At 61.2% G+C, this 16,743-nt stretch carries 16 protein-coding genes; 7 read left to right on the top strand and 9 right to left on the bottom strand.

What is annotated here, in order from left to right:
* Positions 1-42: 42 nt before the first annotated feature.
* Positions 43-414, bottom strand: coding sequence for a hypothetical protein (locus tag BTH42_RS31660; protein WP_075305114.1), 372 nt, complete (start codon positions 412-414; stop codon positions 43-45).
* 501 nt (positions 415-915) lie between these two features.
* Here BTH42_RS31660 and BTH42_RS31655 point away from each other — a divergent pair.
* The 7 genes from BTH42_RS31655 to BTH42_RS31625 all read left to right on the top strand — a co-directional run bounded on the left by BTH42_RS31655 (position 916) and on the right by BTH42_RS31625 (position 6,665).
* Complete coding sequence (locus tag BTH42_RS31655; RefSeq protein WP_256702462.1) at positions 916-1,497, top strand: nuclease-related domain-containing protein; 582 nt, start codon at positions 916-918, stop codon at positions 1,495-1,497.
* Between the two features lie 328 nt (positions 1,498-1,825).
* The gene (locus tag BTH42_RS31650; RefSeq protein WP_075305113.1) at positions 1,826-2,251 is read left to right on the top strand and encodes a hypothetical protein; all 426 of its coding nucleotides are present in this window, start codon (positions 1,826-1,828) and stop codon (positions 2,249-2,251) included.
* A gap of 84 nt (positions 2,252-2,335) precedes the next feature.
* Positions 2,336-3,586 carry a hypothetical protein gene (locus tag BTH42_RS31645; RefSeq protein ID WP_075305112.1) on the top strand — a complete coding sequence of 417 codons (1,251 nt, stop codon included), beginning with the start codon at positions 2,336-2,338 and terminating at the stop codon, positions 3,584-3,586.
* A 36-nt stretch (positions 3,587-3,622) separates the two neighbouring features.
* Positions 3,623-4,801, top strand: coding sequence for a FlhC family transcriptional regulator (locus BTH42_RS31640; protein ID WP_075305111.1), 1,179 nt, complete (start codon positions 3,623-3,625; stop codon positions 4,799-4,801).
* On the top strand, positions 4,791-4,973 hold the full coding sequence (locus BTH42_RS31635) for a hypothetical protein (protein WP_075305110.1): 183 nt from the start codon (positions 4,791-4,793) through the stop codon (positions 4,971-4,973). Before BTH42_RS31640 ends, BTH42_RS31635 begins: the two co-directional genes overlap by 11 nt.
* Positions 4,973-5,353 carry a hypothetical protein gene (locus BTH42_RS31630; protein WP_083654993.1) on the top strand — a complete coding sequence of 127 codons (381 nt, stop codon included), beginning with the start codon at positions 4,973-4,975 and terminating at the stop codon, positions 5,351-5,353. The genes BTH42_RS31635 and BTH42_RS31630 overlap by 1 nt, the downstream gene beginning before the upstream one ends.
* A 229-nt stretch (positions 5,354-5,582) precedes the next feature.
* A complete protein-coding gene (locus BTH42_RS31625) occupies positions 5,583-6,665 on the top strand; it encodes a CAP domain-containing protein (RefSeq protein ID WP_075305109.1) in 1,083 nt (360 codons plus the stop codon).
* A gap of 908 nt (positions 6,666-7,573) precedes the next feature.
* Here the strand turns inward: BTH42_RS31625 and BTH42_RS31615 are convergent.
* Genes BTH42_RS31615 through BTH42_RS31580 form a run of 8 tightly spaced genes read right to left on the bottom strand, consistent with a single transcriptional unit; the run spans position 7,574 to position 16,734 of the window.
* The gene (locus BTH42_RS31615; RefSeq protein ID WP_075305107.1) at positions 7,574-8,737 is read right to left on the bottom strand and encodes a hypothetical protein; all 1,164 of its coding nucleotides are present in this window, start codon (positions 8,735-8,737) and stop codon (positions 7,574-7,576) included.
* Positions 8,738-8,749: 12 nt separating this feature from the next.
* Positions 8,750-9,328, bottom strand: coding sequence for a hypothetical protein (locus BTH42_RS31610; RefSeq protein WP_256702461.1), 579 nt, complete (start codon positions 9,326-9,328; stop codon positions 8,750-8,752).
* A 19-nt stretch (positions 9,329-9,347) separates the two neighbouring features.
* Positions 9,348-10,487: a type II secretion system protein gene (locus tag BTH42_RS31605; RefSeq protein ID WP_372237302.1), complete on the bottom strand. Its 1,140-nt coding sequence runs from the start codon at positions 10,485-10,487 to the stop codon at positions 9,348-9,350.
* Positions 10,487-12,703 carry an ATPase, T2SS/T4P/T4SS family gene (locus BTH42_RS31600; protein WP_075305104.1) on the bottom strand — a complete coding sequence of 739 codons (2,217 nt, stop codon included), beginning with the start codon at positions 12,701-12,703 and terminating at the stop codon, positions 10,487-10,489. Before BTH42_RS31600 ends, BTH42_RS31605 begins: the two co-directional genes overlap by 1 nt.
* 4 nt (positions 12,704-12,707) lie before the next feature.
* Entirely contained in the window at positions 12,708-13,295 is a 588-nt protein-coding gene (locus BTH42_RS31595) for a hypothetical protein (RefSeq protein WP_075305103.1), read from the bottom strand.
* Positions 13,282-14,568: a hypothetical protein gene (locus BTH42_RS31590; RefSeq protein WP_075305141.1), complete on the bottom strand. Its 1,287-nt coding sequence runs from the start codon at positions 14,566-14,568 to the stop codon at positions 13,282-13,284. The genes BTH42_RS31595 and BTH42_RS31590 overlap by 14 nt, the downstream gene beginning before the upstream one ends.
* Before the next feature lie 8 nt (positions 14,569-14,576).
* A complete protein-coding gene (locus tag BTH42_RS31585) occupies positions 14,577-16,190 on the bottom strand; it encodes a type II secretory pathway protein (protein WP_075305140.1) in 1,614 nt (537 codons plus the stop codon).
* A 7-nt stretch (positions 16,191-16,197) separates the two neighbouring features.
* A complete protein-coding gene (locus tag BTH42_RS31580; RefSeq protein ID WP_075305139.1) occupies positions 16,198-16,734 on the bottom strand; it encodes a toxin co-regulated pilus biosynthesis Q family protein in 537 nt (178 codons plus the stop codon).
* Positions 16,735-16,743 lie beyond the last annotated feature (9 nt).

Here is a 16,743-nt window from a genome sequence, read left to right as displayed (position 1 = left end):
GGGCATAAGCCCAGGGTGACGGTAGGTGGTGACAGTACCCGCTTATTGGGTAGCGGTTTTGAACGGAACAACGACAGCCGATTTCGCATATTGCTTGATCGGCGCCGGTCGGACAGCCGGGTCGTTCGCAGCAGCCGTTGCGTGAGCAACGGCTGCGGTGTGAGCGTTGCCGGCATCAGCAGCTCTGGCAGCCGCAGCGAGTTTTTCGGTCTCGATGCGTGCGGCCTCAGCGTCGGCCTGGGCAGCTTCAATTGCCTTGGCCTTCTTCATCATCGCCCGCTGCAACCAGCTCGCGGCGACTAATCCGACAACCAGAGCAACCGCGAACGAAATCGTGGCGAGGTAGACGACAAGACAGAGGGCGAGCAGCTTGCCCGGTGTCTTCTCAGCGCCGTTGACCAGAACTTTCAGCATTTTTCTCTCCAGAAAAATTCACGCACAAGGGAATGTCCGGACAACGTCCGGTGGTTTCGATGCTCGGGACGAGCAAGGAAACTCGGCGCGAGGCACTTTCGTAGGAGCCCGGAAAGGGCCCATACGAGAACACCAGCGCAGAAGAAAAAATGAAGGGGAAAGCAGCGCAGGCGGGCGACTACCGTCGCGCATGTCGATGCGTCGGGGACGACGCCGGAATGAGCCTAGATTACCGCGCGCACGCCTCGCAACATATCTGAATGCTCACGAAAGTCGTGCAGCTTAAAAGGCAGGTGGGTCTCGCAGCTAGTCGTTCCAACCGCAATTGCATCAGCCGGCTGACGGCCTTAACCCGGAAAGCTCGAATAAACCATACAGCTTTTCGGGATTGAATGAAGGCGAGAAGAAAGCTTCGAAGTTTTATCGTCAATTCCGCGACGACTTGACTTCAGAATTTGCGCGGCAGACTGGAACTCTTCTCCACTCAACGAGGTTCCCACGATGCTGACTTACATCCTTGTCGCGTCCGGTTGCGCACTCGCCTGGCGGGCACTCCCGCGCCAACGCAAGCCCGAATCCAGCGGCCTTCCTGCCAAGCGCAACCAGAAATGCGGCGACGAAGGCGAGGCTCGCGTGCAGGCGGAACTTCGCTCCGCGCTGCAATGGCTGTGCGGCGACAACTTCTACCTCCACCCTGGCGCCCTGCTGCTGAACCACGCGCCGGGGAGTGAGTTCCCGACGGCAGAACTGGATCATCTCGCGATCACGCCTTTCGGCATCTTCGTCATCGAAACCAAGAACTGGGCTGGCAGCATCCTGCCCGGTCCTGACGCACAAACCGTTGTGCGCGTCGGTGCCGACGGCCAACGCGAAACACGCCGCTCGCCGCTTCGCCAGAACCGGTCCAAGGTTGGTTTCCTCCGTGGCATCTTGCCCGGCATCTGGCCAGTGGAAGGTCTGGGTGTGTTCGCCAATGACCGGTGCGAGATTTCGGCCGCTCTGCCCGCCAATCTCATTCGTCGCGCGGATCAATGGCTGCGAGCCCGCCAGGCTCAATACGACACGAAGGGGATCTTCCTGTGAACGTGCAACGCGCCTGGCGCGCAATCCGGGCGGTGGCGATCACGAGTGACACGGCGAGTCATGCGCATCGCATACACGTAACACAATCCGCATAAATCGAGCAGAAACCCTAAATTTATTACATGAAAATTTCTAAAGGTTTCGTAATGCTTGCCGATTTAAACGTTTGCTTCAGACAATGCCGACCCTCGAAAGCGGCATGTAATTGTCCGCCTTTCGGGCGACTCGGGCGAAAAACGAAGCGTATTCTGGCCAGGGGATGAGTGCTACGCACATCACAAAGGCCAGGGTGCAGCGTCACGCCACACCGAAACGGAACAGAAAAGAAATGAAAAACGGTAAACATTCCTCACAAGACGGCTCCGGGGCCAGCGCATACATGACGAGCGCGAAGGCAATCGCCGACGTCATGCATCTTGTCCAGCAGGACTGGACGCGGAACCTCGGCGACACGCCTTTGGTACGGCAGCACGCCACCAACTGCGCCTTCAGCTTCGTCGACCGCGAATTGAACCTGTCCCGCTCCAGCGCAAGGCTCTACCTCCGGTGTCATCAGCGATTCGGGACCAATCTGGAAGCAACCCGGCACCTTCGCCTGACCGATATGTGCCTGCTCTTCGGTGCGAGCGATGAACTCGTCGCCCTCATCGTGGAAGCCAAAAAAGCTGACCCACGCCTTCCACGTCGCGAAGTCAAAAGACTGATCGAGGCCTATCGCGGGCCGGGCAACCACCACGCGCCCTCGAACGCATAGCGTCACCGACAGACTTCCGTCGGCTTCGCTTCGCGCAACACCTGCGAACCGGCTTCCCCCGAATCGAGCAAGGACACACACATCATGAGCAACAGCAAGGACCGGAAGAAAACCAACAACGACGAGTTCGACCCGACCCGCCTCGACGCAGGCGGTGCAGACGGATCTGATGCGCTGGAAGAGTCGTTGCCCCCCACGTTCGTGCACATCCCCAACCAGAGCGAAATCAGTCAGGCCGCGCGGCAGTTCTTTGCCGCCCAGCTGGATGACTCACTTGTCGCGGCGATCGTGGCCGAAAGCGAAGAAGTCGCACACTCGACGCGCAAGATCCTCCAGGAGCATATGCGTATCGGCGGCAATTTCGCCCACATCATGATCAGTGTGCAGAACGATTTTGTCAGCCGCCTTGGAGATACGCCCAAGTCCCGAAGCGCGGCTAAGGAAATCGTCTACCGCTTCCTTGAACAGGTTTTCCGACGCTCGCGTTCGTGGGTGAAGCTCTATATCAAGGTCTACGAAAAGTTCAGCTCGAACGTCGGCGCAGTGCAGATCCTTTCCCTCAGCGACATGCAGTTGCTGACCAGCAACGACATCGGTGACGACATCATCGATATGGTCGTCGATGCGAAGCAAGAGAACCCTGACCTGAGCAAACGCGAGATCAGGAAACTCATCAACGATTTTCGTGAGCAGATTGCGGAAAAGAACACCCGCCTCGACGTCGTGACCAACCAGTTATCGGACGTCGCGGGAGAGCTCGACGACACGAAATCCGACCGCGACCGCCTGACCGAGGAAGCCAAGCGCCTGCAACAACAGATCGAGCAGGAGAAGAAAAACGCGAATGGCACGCTCGTCGAACTCGCCGAAGCGCAGCGGATGTTGAGCGTGCTGCAGAACCAGCTTGGCAATACCGAGCGCGAACTGACCACCCGGACGAACGAACTGCGCGAAGCATCGGAAAAAGTGCAGACCAGGGAAGTCCCGGTACCGACCTTGCCTGATCACATCAGGAATCTCCAGGAAGCGACGCAGAACGCGATGGACGATTTCAACGAAGCCCGCGAGAAGGCCGATGCAATGCGCGCAGAGGTAGCCGCGCTCGAACAACGGCGCGACGCTGAGGCCGCGAAGATCGAAGCGCAGCAGGTGCTGGAGAAGAAGATCAAGGGGTTGCTGCAGAAATTCGGCGATTTCATGCAGGACTACCACAGCGCACAGCTTCTGGTCACAGCAGACGGCGCGCACAAGACCTTCACCGGTCTGTTCACCGCGCTGGCCGATCTCGTTGGCAAATTTCACGGAGAGCTGCAAGCTGCCGCACGCGCAGCCTGATTGACGGCCGCTGGATATAAGAGAGAAAAATAAACGATGGAAAACAAAGGCAACTACCGCGCCGTCGAGCGGCTCTATGTACCGGACTGGCTCAACGAAGTCATTCAGGTGACGAATTTCAACCTCGTCGACCACATGAAGCTGATGTTGCGGCATGACGGCCGCTTCAGCGAGGTGCTGAACATTTCTCGCGAGGAGATCGAGCAGCTAAAACTGAATCAGGCCTCCTTGCGCAATCTGTTGCGCACGCCTTTCCTGATGGTCGAGCCCACGCTGCAAACCGTCGAGGACTGGCGCTGTTTTGTCGACCAGACGCCGACAACCGTGGCCGTTGACATCCTGCGTCGCAAGACGCCACCGCTCGATCACCTGTCCCTGTATGCGGTCAATCATCAGAATGTCGCCTTTCTGAATCTGGTCACCCAGGTGCTGAACATGAGCGTGCTGTGTGCTCCGCTGCTCGGGATCACGACCGAACTGGCCAGATATCTCCGGTCGGTGCCTCAGTACAAGCTCAATCTCGCGCTGGGCGGCATGCAAGGCCTGCCGCTATTCCGCTGGCGCTTTAACAGTCCCACCTTCTGGTACGAGTTCGCCGCAAGCAGCCTGACCGACGAAATGATCGCGCATCTGATCATGCGCACGTCCCCGGCGCGCGCGGGCGAACTGCCGATCAGGGCCGACTGGAGCGGGTTGCGACTCGGACGGGCGACCAACGAAATCTTCGCGGCCGCGATGATGGCGCACGGCCTGCGCGCCTCGACAGCCTCGACGCTCTTCCAGTTAAACCAGCACCAGATGCGAACGCTGTACCAGAAGATCCACGGCAGAAGCTCGCCGTGCGGCAACGTCGCCACGTCACTGCCCTGGTTCGTTGAAAGTCCATTTCACCGCCTGCACGCCACTACGTATATGTGGTTGTATCGGTCCGCGATTGCGATGGATGCCAACGCACCCGAGGCGCTCATTGCGACGAACGATATCTACGCGCGCCTGTTCGAAGGCCGGCTCATCTCTGCCGATCGCGGCTGGAACCTGACACGCTCGATGGCCGCCGACACTCGCCTGACCGTCGCGCCCTGCCGCTCCTGTACCACGCACTATGTTGTCTCGAACAACGACACGAAAATCGAGGTGCATAACCGCTTCGCATGTCCTGCGTGCCTGCAGCAGCTCAACGCGAAAAAACCGCGGAGGAAAACGCGTGACGCCTGACACCGCGCAACAACCGGATTTGCCGGCCGGCCTTGTCGTCTTCAGCGCAGACGGGAAGGCCCAGTTCAGTTGGCAGCATCCCGACACCGGCGCATTCCATTCGGAGGCCGACGGCAATGTGATCGCCGACGCCGTCGGCGGCATCGCATGGCATGCCGGACGGGCACACTGATGAAGAAGGCGATGGAAGACTTCGACTATCTTGCGCCCGAAAGCAACGCCGCGTGGCTCGAGGGCCGCGGCGACGGGCGGTTCGAGCAGTACGAGCAGTTCTACCGTCACGAGCGCGCACGACTGGCCGAAGGCTTCGACCTGCGAGCGATCAATGAGGGATACAGGGATTGGGCGAGTCACCAGCCTTCCCGCCTTCTATCCATGCTGAGCGCACCGTGGTTTGGCCGGGTCGCCGTCGTCATTCTTTGCCTCTATATGGGTTCGCGCCTTATCCCGGTCGTGGCAAAACTCCAGCCCGTTACGACCGGCGGACTGCTCGTCGCGGCCTTTGTCGGCCTCCGCGTGTTTCACTGGCGCCGTCGCAAGCGGCGTACTTGAGCGCGCCTCTCGGGCTCGCGCAGGCATTTCCTGGTCACGATACCGGACGACTCGCTCAATTCTTACGAGATATATCCGTTATCACCAGAATGCGCGATCCGGTATCGGCGCCATCGCCCGACGATTTCGGGAGCGCGACCGGTCGCGACTTGACTTTGCGCTGTGCTCGCTAACATGAAATCAAGGTCGTGCACGGGGCACGCCCAACAACAATCCAAGGTTCGACACAATGAAGAAGATCTCAGCACTGACCGCCTTTTCGTTCGCAGCTGCTATCGCCCTTTCGGCTTGCGGCGGTGGCGGTAGTGACGGCGGCAAAAACAATAGCAGCGACAGCACCGGCGCGACCCCACCGGCCAGCGGTAACTCGTCTGGGAATCTGCAAACCTCCGTACCCGCAGCTACATACACGGGCGCGAGTGCGCAGGCGACGATCTTTTCCGCGCTGAACGCGTATCGCGCCGCGATGGGCGTTGGTCAGTTGAAGCAGGACGCGGTACTCGACACGTCGGCATCTGCTCATGCGTTGTACCAAGTCAACAATCTTGCGAACGGCAACATCACCAGCACGACGCACGATGAAGTTCCGACGTTCGGGGACTATTACGAAGCAACGCCGCTCAGCCGGGCACGCAAAGCCGGCGCCCCGGCGACCGAATGGATTGGCGAAGTTGCTGCAGTGGGAATGACTCAGGCGACCGCCGACGCAAGCGGCGCGGCCTGTATCGGGCAATATCTGAACAGCCTCTATCACCTCCAAGCTGTAACATCGATCCAAGAGACCATCGGCGTCGGCTTCCAGGTGAACGCCGGTCAAGGAACCTACGGTTGCGTGCTGGACTTTGGCGAGACGTCGAATGTCAGCGGCAATCCAGTTGATAATGGTCTTTACGGCGCAGGCGGCCAGCAGATGGCTTCCGGCGCGGTCGCGGTGACGCCCTATCCTAGCGAGACGAACGTTGCGCGCGCGATGGTCGCGGAAATCCCGAACCCTGCCCCCGATCTGGCGTCGCCCGGTCGTCCGGTATTGGTCCGGGTCAACGCGACGACGCAAGGTGACGTACTGACGGTCACGACGTTTTCCATGACAGCGAACGGATCGGCCGTGCCAGCTCGCATCATTGTTCCTTCGGCAGCGATGCAAGGCTCGACGGGAGCGACGGCAGACGCGAACAACGCACTTGCTGCCGGTGTCGCAGCCCTGCTTCCGCTTGCCCCCCTCTCCGCCAACACGACCTATACAGTCACGTTCTCTGGTCAGCGGAACGGACAGCCGGTCAGCAAGACATGGGTCTTCACGACCAGCTCGTAACGTTGAGGAAAAAACCGCGAGCATTAGCGCGCGCGGGGCTTCCCTATTCAACGCTGGCTCCGCTTAGAATCGTCGCACCGCGGAGGCTGAGTAGTCGCTAGCGCTCAAAAAAGCCGTTCGACCATCAAACCGAACGGCTTTTTCCATGCGATTCTCTACGAAAGAAGTCCGTTTTCCGTCGCGACAGCATTGGAAGCGACCCCCGTTCTGCATCCGGAATCTATTTAGCCGCCCTGGTCCATTGTTCGGAAGGCATAGCCTGACCCAAGGAAGTTGGAGGTGCCAGCTTCGTAATAGCAGAAGCCGATCCCGTTCGCCCCTTGGTCATCCAGCTCATATGCCCAATAAACGTCTGTCTTTCCATTAAAGCTGCTATTGTCCCAGCCGGCCCCGAAAGCAAATCCGCCCCCCATTATCGGCGGGGGTAGCTCTTCAGATGACGGCCCAGACCAAGCGCCAAAACGTCCCGTGTACCAGCCAATCCGGGTCCCATTCATGGCCTTTTGAATCGAGGCTACACAGGTTGACGCCACCTGCGTTAATGTCGGTGGAGCAGGCAGAGAGGGCGGCAGTGAACAGCCCAACCCGACCCACATTGAGCCGTTCCAAGTAGGCGCAGACGTCTCGTTGAATCCACTACCGCAATATGGGCGGACTTTGTAGTCGCACTGCGGCGCCGAATATTGCGAGCCGATCCAATGCGCAGCAGCTAGGGTCGTCCATCCCGCATCCGTTGGACAGCTAGGCGGCGTCTGGTAGCCCGTGTTGAGTCTCCCGTTGCAGGTAGCATCCCAGTACCCTGGTGAGCATACGACTGGGCCGGCGGTCGCAATCTGTGCGGCCAGCAGCGAACACATGAGCGTCGTTCGAAAAAGTGGCGATGCGAGGTTTTTTTTCATAGCAATTCGCTAGTAAGAGCAGTAAGTTCCAGCAGTCGCCATTGCGGAGATACCGGCGCCTGGCCCGTCAGTGATTCTGATGTTCCAGTAAGTACCGTAGTCGTAGGCGTTGTAGTTCACGGTGGCAGACTCGTTGACGTACCAGTACTGTGGTGCCAGCTCGATAATGGGTGTTCCCCCTGCGGGACAGGACGGCTTCGCGACATTCCAGCCGTCATAAACAGGGGAGTAGCCCATCCGCAACAGATTCCCGCCTGTCGGAAGCCAGACTCCGTACTGACAGGTGAATTGCTGCCCCGAGCCGTCGTAGGCGCTGGCCGTCGCTCCGTTTGGAGAACACGCAGCGCGCGGCACTGCGATATTTCCGGCCTGCAGCGTCGTCGTCGCGGTGACTGAGTTACCGCTTATCGCCCCCGTCGCTGTGGCCGTGGCACTGGTGACGGCCCCACTTGCAGCAACGCTCGCGGCAGTCACCGCTCCGCTCGCCTCAAGGGTCTGCGTTTTGATGTCGTTGACGTTTTTCAGGCTCACATTGTTGACGTTCTGATCGCCGGTCCAGGTGAGACTACCGTCGCGCCGGATATAGATCGAGTCACCATCGGAGTCGACGCCATTGGTCGCGACGATCGCGGCCGCCGGACTGCCAGACAGGGGATTCGGCGTGGACCACGCACCGTTCAGGCCGGCGACCGTGGCGCTGTTCTGCAGCGTCGAGTATCCGAACTGGCTACCACCCGCCTGCGCGATCTGCGACGCGCCGACGACATCGGCTACCCCCCTTTTCAGCAGTGGCTTCGAGGGGTAAAGCAGATAGACCACGTGGCAGTTCCCCGCGTCTGCCGAGCAGTTGCTCGGGACCATGTTCATCGAGATGATGTACGTTCCACCCCAGAACGGGCCGTTGCGATGCGCCTGCTTCAGATCGCCGTTCGTATAGAGATCATCGATCGTCGGCGGCGTCAACGTTGTTGACCCCGACGCGGTGAACTCGGCCAGCTTTGCCGCATAGTTCTCCGTCACCCACTTTGACAGCGCGTCGTTGATGACAGCCTCGTTCTGTCCTTCGGAAGCCATCAGCGCCGCGCGCTTATGGGCGATGTCTTCGCGGATACCCTGCGTGAGCAGCAACGCCGATGCCGCCAGTACGATCACCATTTCGATGATGCTGCCCATGTCCCTCGCCCCTTAGCTGCGCGTCGTGTACATCGCGATGCTCGCCGTCGCGCCGGCGGACGTGCATGCGGTCGCGCCCGTGCTGCTGCTGAAGGTTGTGGTTGGCGATGAAACGACGGTGCCGTTCACCGTCACTTCCGTGTACGCGTTGGTGAGTGCTGCAATACTGAGAGCACACACAGCCGCTGGCACCGGATAGGTCAACACCATTGCATCATTCGTGTTGATCACCGTGCCGGTTGCCGCCATGACTGCGCCACCAAACATGCCGGTAACGCCCGACCCGCCCGACGCGACGCGCGAACCAGCGGAATCAAACGCATGGTTCTGCGAAAGGGTTTTGAGCGTCTCCGACGAGAAATCGGTATCGTTGGCACTGGCATCAAGAATGCCAGTATGGAAGAGTTGCGCTTCGCTCTTGAACTGCGAGGCGTGGACGCGGTCCATCACGAACTTGCCGCCGGCGTATGCCAGGAGGGCGAGCAGCGCCGCCGCGGCCATCACCGCGGCGCCTTCAATCATTGAGAGCTCGCCAGACTGTTTGCGACGGCGACCGATTTTGCGCAGCGTGTCTTTTTTGAAATCGTTCATTTGGTTTTGCATGGTTTCCTCAGTGAGCGGTTATGGTGGTGGGGGACTGGAAGGTGGATGTGTCGAGGCTGGCCGCGCCGGTCATCACATACGAACCGACGCCAATTACAAGAAACGCGATCGCAGCCAGACCCAGCAGAACGTAATGGGTGATCTTTGCGTTGCGCCGAACGTTTTCGACGACCCGGGAGAGCGAATCGCGGCCCAGATCCTTGATGGCCTGCACGAACTGGTCGCGACCGGATGCGTCAGTAATGGTGTCGACGATGGACTCGGAAAAGATCCCGGTGTCCAGGGCGCGCATCGGTTCATCTGGCGCTTGCGTCAGACGTCGGCTCATACGGTTCAGATGCCACCTGAGCCACGGATCAGCGGTCCGCGTCAGCCGGTCTAGCGCAGCACGAAGGGTAAGACCTGAGTCGAAGAGGCCCGACAACGAAACGATCAGCAGCGCAGCACGAAGATCGCGCCTGTTTCGCCACATCAGCGGCGCGGCGTCCAGGCGGTTGCGCAGGTTGCCGGTCCAGCGGCGCAACGTCGAGAAATAGCTGAAGACCGCTCCAGCAACGACCGCACCGCTTAGCCACCAGTACTCGTAGCAGAAGGTGTCGATCGCGTAGAGCACCTGGCCGGCACCGGGCCATTGGTCCAGCGGTCGCACATCAACGACCTGCGGGAAGATCGCCCCGCCGAACAGCATGCAGAAGCTGTACAGATAGATGAGCAGGAACGCCGGATAAGCCATCTGCGCGGATGTCGTCCCCGAAAGAATGCGCTTCGCACTGGCCGCCATTTCGGCCAGTTCGAGCCCGCGCACCGCGGCGTCTTCCTTCGTCGACGAGCCCGCCAGTTCAAGCAGCGCATATTCATCGACCGGAATGAAAGACCGGATCGCCTGAGCGAAGTCATCGCCCGCTCGCATACGCCGCCCGATGCTTTGAAACACCGGCCACACGAGCGACTTGCGACTGCGGCTGCGCAGCTCAAGCGTTGTCAGGCGTTCAAGCAGGGTCTCGCGATTGCGTAGCCCCTTCACTGCAACGTCGAGTCGCGTCTCGCGATAGAAGCTCTCCCGCACCTTGCGAAAGCGCCACGTTGCGACGCGCATCCGTTCGTGTGGCGGCAACATCATGAAGAGCGAGTGAACCAGGCCACGCATCACGACGGCATCCTCCCGTCCCTGTCCGCCATGACGCGGTATTGGGCGAACGGGCGGATCGTCAGGTCGATGAAGCGCGGATCAATGACGCCGATCGATGCCTTGTACAGCGCATGCTCGTAAATGGTCTTGCCGGTCATATTGGCATCGCCAAACCCGCTGGCGCGTTCCGCTCGCCACATCTTTTCCGCGCCTTGCCAGTCGCGCACGGCGACACGTGAAAGGAATTCAGGCGTCGGACGGTAGAGTTCCATCGCCAGTGTCTGGCCCTTCGTGCCGCCCGCGACCTTGCCTGCCCGCGTGAAGAGACCCTTCAGGCGGCAACGTTCGCAACCGTCTTCGTTGCGGCATGCCATCTGCGAAGTATCGAGCCCGAACTTCGAGCGCAGGAGTTCGAGTTGCGACACAGGCATAGCGTCTTGCGCGGGTATCTTGCAATGCGGGCACAACCGCGGAATGAGCTTCTGGTTGCCCGCTGCATTGACGAATTTCTCAGACGACACTTCGTCCATCGGCAGCTGTAGCCGGCCGCCGGCGAGCCGCATGAACACGCCGATCAGACTGTCCGCGTGCAGCGTTGTCCTGACCGGATGGCCAGTGAGCGAGAGCTCCGCAACCAGCGAGGCCATCACGCGATCGCGGATCTCGTTGACGGTCAGATCGTCGGGGTCCATGCGCATCAGCGTCCGCACGACCTCCGCGCTTTTGCGGCTTGCTTCCTCGTCGGACTCATCCGTCCTGCGCGCAATGGAAATTTCGGAGAGCCAGGGGTTCGGATACTCTGCGGGTTCGCTCACCGCATACTGCTTGCGCAGGTCGCGCCCTGCCATGTTGAAAGACATCGCACGCAGCAGGGTGGACTTGGCCGAGCCCGTCTCTCCGCTGAGGATCGTTACACCACCGCTGACATTGCCCAGCGAGTCGATGATTTCCAGCTGGCTTGCCTCCAGTCCCATCTCCGCTGGCTGCATCACGCGAACGTTGCGGAAATTGCCGTCGAGGACACGCAAGGCGACATCGAACCCGCCCACCGCTGGCGCGCTTTGCCAGCGCAGGTTAAGCAGATCCACCCGCGAGACGATCGGAATCATGGCGGACTGCGGCGCGCTGGGCTGGAAGGTCTCACCCGAGTTCGTGTTGCGCTGGACGAGATCCTGATACGCGGCTGAGAGCGCGCGCTTCACCAGCGCCTTGGGCATCCTGCGATACGTGTAAAGATCGCCGTCGACGCGGAAGCGCACTTCCACCTCGTCGTTGAAATCACGGTACTCCCAGTGAACGTCGCTCGTGTTGAATTCGTGTGCCGCCTCTACGACATCACGGAAGGTGCCGATCGCGCGCGAGGTCTCTGGTACCACGCTGCCAGCTTCACGCGCCTTCGCCGACGCGTAGATCGACGCGATCACGTCTTCGGTCGCGACCATCTCCTCGCGGATCGCGATATGTGCGCGTTCCAGATCCTTGATGTACGTCGCGTACAGCGCACCATCATGGAACTCACGGGTGGCCGCAACGATTGCGACACCGGCCTGCATATCCACGGCGACGAAGCTGCGCCGCGCAGATGCGGTGATATGCAGCGTAGCGTCGGCGCCGGCTTCGCACAGGACGCGTTTGAACGGGCCCAGCCCCTCGACCGAAATCAGTTGAGGCAAGCCAATCGGCGTATAGAGAACGTCCGATTCGATCAACGCCTTCTCGCCCTCTTCCGCTACCGGTTCGTGCGGGCGCTGCGGCGATGACGGCGGCGCTTTCCCGACCACTGCATCGGTCACCGGCTCATTGTCGGAAGCCGTTGTCTGTCCAGCTGGGCAATTGAATCTCTGCGCCGACACATCGGCCGACTGGCGTTGCATTTCGCGGTCGGCCTCTGGCACGCCCCCGACACCGTCGTGCGCCGACTCAGCGTGGATCGTCGAGCGCGTCTCCGCCTGCAACGGCTCACTCCGTTGGATTGGCTCACTGCTCTGCAACGACTCCCAATCCTTCACCGGCTCGTTTGCCTCGACGTCGGTGATGTCGCCGTTGCGCAGACGCATGCCAAGCGTCGTCGCATGCGGGCTCACAGGCAGGGCCTCCCTCTCGAATTGCGGCTCCGCGACGGGAAGAATGGTCGACGGGCTCGATTCGGTAAAGCCCGCACACCATACCCTCAGGCGACCGAACAGACCACGGGCAGCCGGCTCGTCGGATTGAACGCCAGAAAACATACTCATGCTGTTATCTCCCTGAAGTCACGCGAACGGGTGCGCCGAATACACCGGACGGAGGCAATGGACCGCCGAGGTCGGTGATCGCCTGAAGCGCCGGGCTTGAGGACATGCCGGCGACCGCCTCGCTACGAATGGGTTCGCTCCACACGTGCCTGCCCTCAGCCACCGTGACGAGATAGCCGTCCACCTTCTGTGCAACCCATCCATTCAGGAGTTTTTTGCCCAGATGCGCGGAGTAGATTCCGCCGCCCAGCTCGTAGAGGACATAGCCACCTGTCGGGTCGGTGTAGGCACCCACGAATGTGGCCGGCTCCGCGCGCGGCCGTGTGGTGGCTGCGGGCTTGGGCGCAACTTTCGGCGGCGGGGACGCGTCCGGCGCTGTGGGCGCCGGCGCGGACAGACTCACAGTGCCCGTCGCCGCCGCACCCTCGCCGGTCCCTCTGAGCTGGCGCACCACCTTGTCGCGCGAAAGCTGGTCGATATCGTCCAGCGTGAGATGAGGACTATCGGCGCGCGCTGTCGCTGATGACAGCATGATCCCGCCCGCCCCCAGAGCGATGACGGTGCGCGCGAGGATTCGGCTAGTCGAGAACATAGTATTTGCCCTTCGCTGTGAAATGGATGCCTACCGGTTCGGTCATCCGGTATTCGACTTTCAGACTGTCGATCGCCATGTTTGCTGGCAGTCGGGAAAGAAGCACCGACTGCCATCGGAAGCCGTCGATCTGCCAGTCGCCCACCCGCATCAGCCGTTTGGGTCGCGGACCCGCGCCTGACTGGTCGGACATAACCGGTTTGGATGGCTGCAACAGAACGATGTAGCCCTGACTGTCCAGCTCGAACGGCCGCTGCGAGAGTCGTTGGGGCGGTGTCTGGAGCGCCTCGATCAACCCCTGCTCGGACGGCCATGCTTCCTGCCCCGCCGACGACACAGGAGCCACAACCGGAATCGCGGGCCCGCGGGTCTTCAGGTGCCGACCATCGGCGTCGAACGTGAGCGGACGCATGGCGGGAATTGCGTCGCGATCGAAGCCTGTGAACGTGCCGCCTTCGCGGCCGTACGTGATGGTGCAGTTGCCGGATATTCCGCAGTCCGCGCTCTCGAAGCGAAAGCCGGACCGGTTGGTCTCGCTGCTGCCCAGCGTGCCAATCAGCGCAGGCGCGAGTTCATTCGCACGGGGCGGCGCTGACGCGAATGTCTTGCGGACCGCAGCCTCATACTTTTCTGCAAACGTTGGCTCATGCGGCGGCGGCGGTGGCGGCGGCTGCATCGCGTCATAGACCTTGCTGCCGACCGCAAGGAGCGTAACCACAATGATCGTCAGCGGAATTGCGGTCGGAATAGCGACAGGTAGCTTCGTGACCCGACCCGCCTTGCGATCTTCAAGCAGCGCCGCCGCTGCGAAGCTCTCGTCAACCTCACCGATGGACTGGCCCGCGCCGAGCGTTACAAGCGGAACATTGAGGCGCTGGCATTCATTACGGATCGCATCACACCGCACGCGAGCCGCCTCGGGCGTCAGCACCTCGTCGCTACGCACGACGCCGCGCACAACGAAGACCAGGTGAATGTGGTCGCCATCCTGCAGGAGCACGAGCGCAGCGGGCTTCGACTTCACTCGCGCGTGCACGGCAACACGCGCCGCGCCCGAGTACAGCTTCAGACCGCGAATGTCGGATGCCTCGGGCGCCGCGAAGCCTGCGATCGTCTCCTGTCCGACCTTGAACTCGACGTGATGCGTCGCGCCGAAGTCTTCGGCGTAGCGCCGGCGTTCAGCCTTCGCGCTTTTCGTCGGATACGCGCGCCAGTCCAGCCCGAACACCAGTCGGGCTTTTTTGTCGGTCGGAAGCGGTCCGGTGATATGCATGCCGGCGCTCACATCGAGGGGACGACAGTTGCCGTCAGCATGATCACCTGGAAGGTGCGCGTCTTGTTCCACGTCCCGGTGATACCGGCGAGACCGCCGTTGGTTGTGCCATCGGCGTGATCGGTCATCGCGCCATAGAGCACGACAGTCTGTCCGTCAGCGAGCGCCACGGTCTGGTCGTCCTTGCTGCCGGTCGTGTGGGCGAGCTGGATCTGCTGCTGCGTTTCTCCGGAGCCGACGCTTGCGCTCGTGAAGGGCCCGTTGAGCTTCGAACTGTCGCTCCAGTACGCAAGAATGATCTGGTTGTGATCGTTCACCGAGGGCAGCACATTCACGAAGTCGCCTGTCGTAACGGTGCCAGGCGTGAGCCCCGGTACGCCCCCGGACGTTCCGGAAATCGAACCCGACGAAGCCTGCGTGGAGCGCAGATAGTCGTCGCTCTGGAACGACGCGACCGACACCGGCAGCCCGTTGAGCGTAAGCTTGGTGAGCGTGTTGTCCTGCACCGTCCGGCCGTAGCTGTTCAGTGCGTTGATCACAGCGTTGGTCCCGGAAAAGGGTGCGTTAGCGCGCAGCACGGACAGGCCAACCGAACCGCCGCCCGATGCGAGCGAGGTCGGCGACACGAAGCTGATCGCGTACTGGGCCAGCCCGTTCTGGATCTTGTTGAACACCACGTCGGCATTCACACCGGCCTGGCTGCCGTTGTTCAGTGCGATCTGCAGCGTACGCACGCGAATCGCAACCTGACGGGTCGAGATCGCGTTCTCGCGTGCGAGCAGCTGTCCCATCCGGTCCGCTGCTTCCTTGGTGTCGTACACCATGACGAGACGGCTTTGGGGGTTCACGTCGATAGTGCCCATCGGCGATTTGAGCTTGCCCAGGGCCGCACGGATCGACTCCATCTGATCGAATTCGCCATCGCGGCCGGTTGAGGTGATCGCCGAGAACGAACCGGTGTTTCCGCCGGAGCTGCCGCCGCTACCACTCGCCTGATTACCGGTGGAGGTGTCCATGCCTTTGGACATCGTGGACTTGATGGAGACCTTGCCGGGAATCGCCGCGATCTGGAACATGCGGGTCACAAACCGCGATACGTTGATGGTCGATCCATCGAACGACCAGTCGAGGCCCAGATCCTCGGTCATGTTGCGCATGTACATGCCGACGCTGCCGGTGAATGGCTGCGCGAACACCGGCTCTTCGGACGTCTTGCCCAACGACACACCGGCCCCCTTGCCTTCTCCGGCTGGCCCGCGCGGAATCAGCGTGTCGCGCGGGATGAACACATCTGGGCTCAGATGCACCGGATAGCCCGTCGCACTCGAGACCAGGGTCGCGATCGTTCGCAGTTTCATGTTCGCGGGCAACGTGACCGTCTTTTCACGGAACACCGCAGGCAGGGTCGCCTCATAGGCAACCGGCACAAGCCGGTCACCCAGAAACGCGTTTGGCACATCCTCGACCAGCGCCATCGACTGGGGACCATTTCCCATTGCGTCGAGCATCGTATGGTTCGCGTTGTCATACGCGCCATTGACGTCGCCCTGCATCACCGTGCATCCGGTAAGTGCGAGCGCGGCGATCGCCGCCGTGACGGATTTCAGTTTCTGATGACGGATCATTGGGTCAGTCCTGGCAGTTCGCGGCGCGTGCGATCACGCGGATAACGTGGTTGGTATGGCGGCAGATGCGCGTCGGCGTGCGCATGTGGTTGGTGGCCTTCATCACCTGCGTGAGCACAGCCGTGAAATCGCCCGAGAAGCTGGCGTTGAATTCGAGCGGCAGGTCGTCGTCGATCTTCCATGCGAGCTGCCAGCCCTGCGTCTGCAGCCAGCGATCGAGCGCATTGCGCAGATTCACGTCCTGTGGCGTGACCGAAAACGTCAGGTCACCAGCCGGCGCGACGGGCGCACCAGGAAGCACAACCGGCGCAACGGCCAGGGACGATGTGGGTGCGGTGGCAAGATTCGCGAGAGCAACGGCCTGTGACGGCAGCGCCGCGACCGGCCCTGTATTGGACGTGGCAGCAGACAGCATCTGCCAGCCGTCCCCGATGGGCGGCTGCGCGGCGGCGCAATACGAATTCAGGCCCGCGAGCAGCAATGCGGTGAACACTTTCGCGGCGAGACTGGCGCGACGCGTCGTCGGAATGGTCAGGTTCATGTGCATGGT

This window comes from Burkholderia sp. SRS-W-2-2016 (genome assembly GCF_001931485.1).
Taxonomy (GTDB): domain Bacteria; phylum Pseudomonadota; class Gammaproteobacteria; order Burkholderiales; family Burkholderiaceae; genus Paraburkholderia.
Note: the sequence above shows the minus strand (reverse complement) of the source record. Positions and strands in the feature narration are given on the sequence as shown.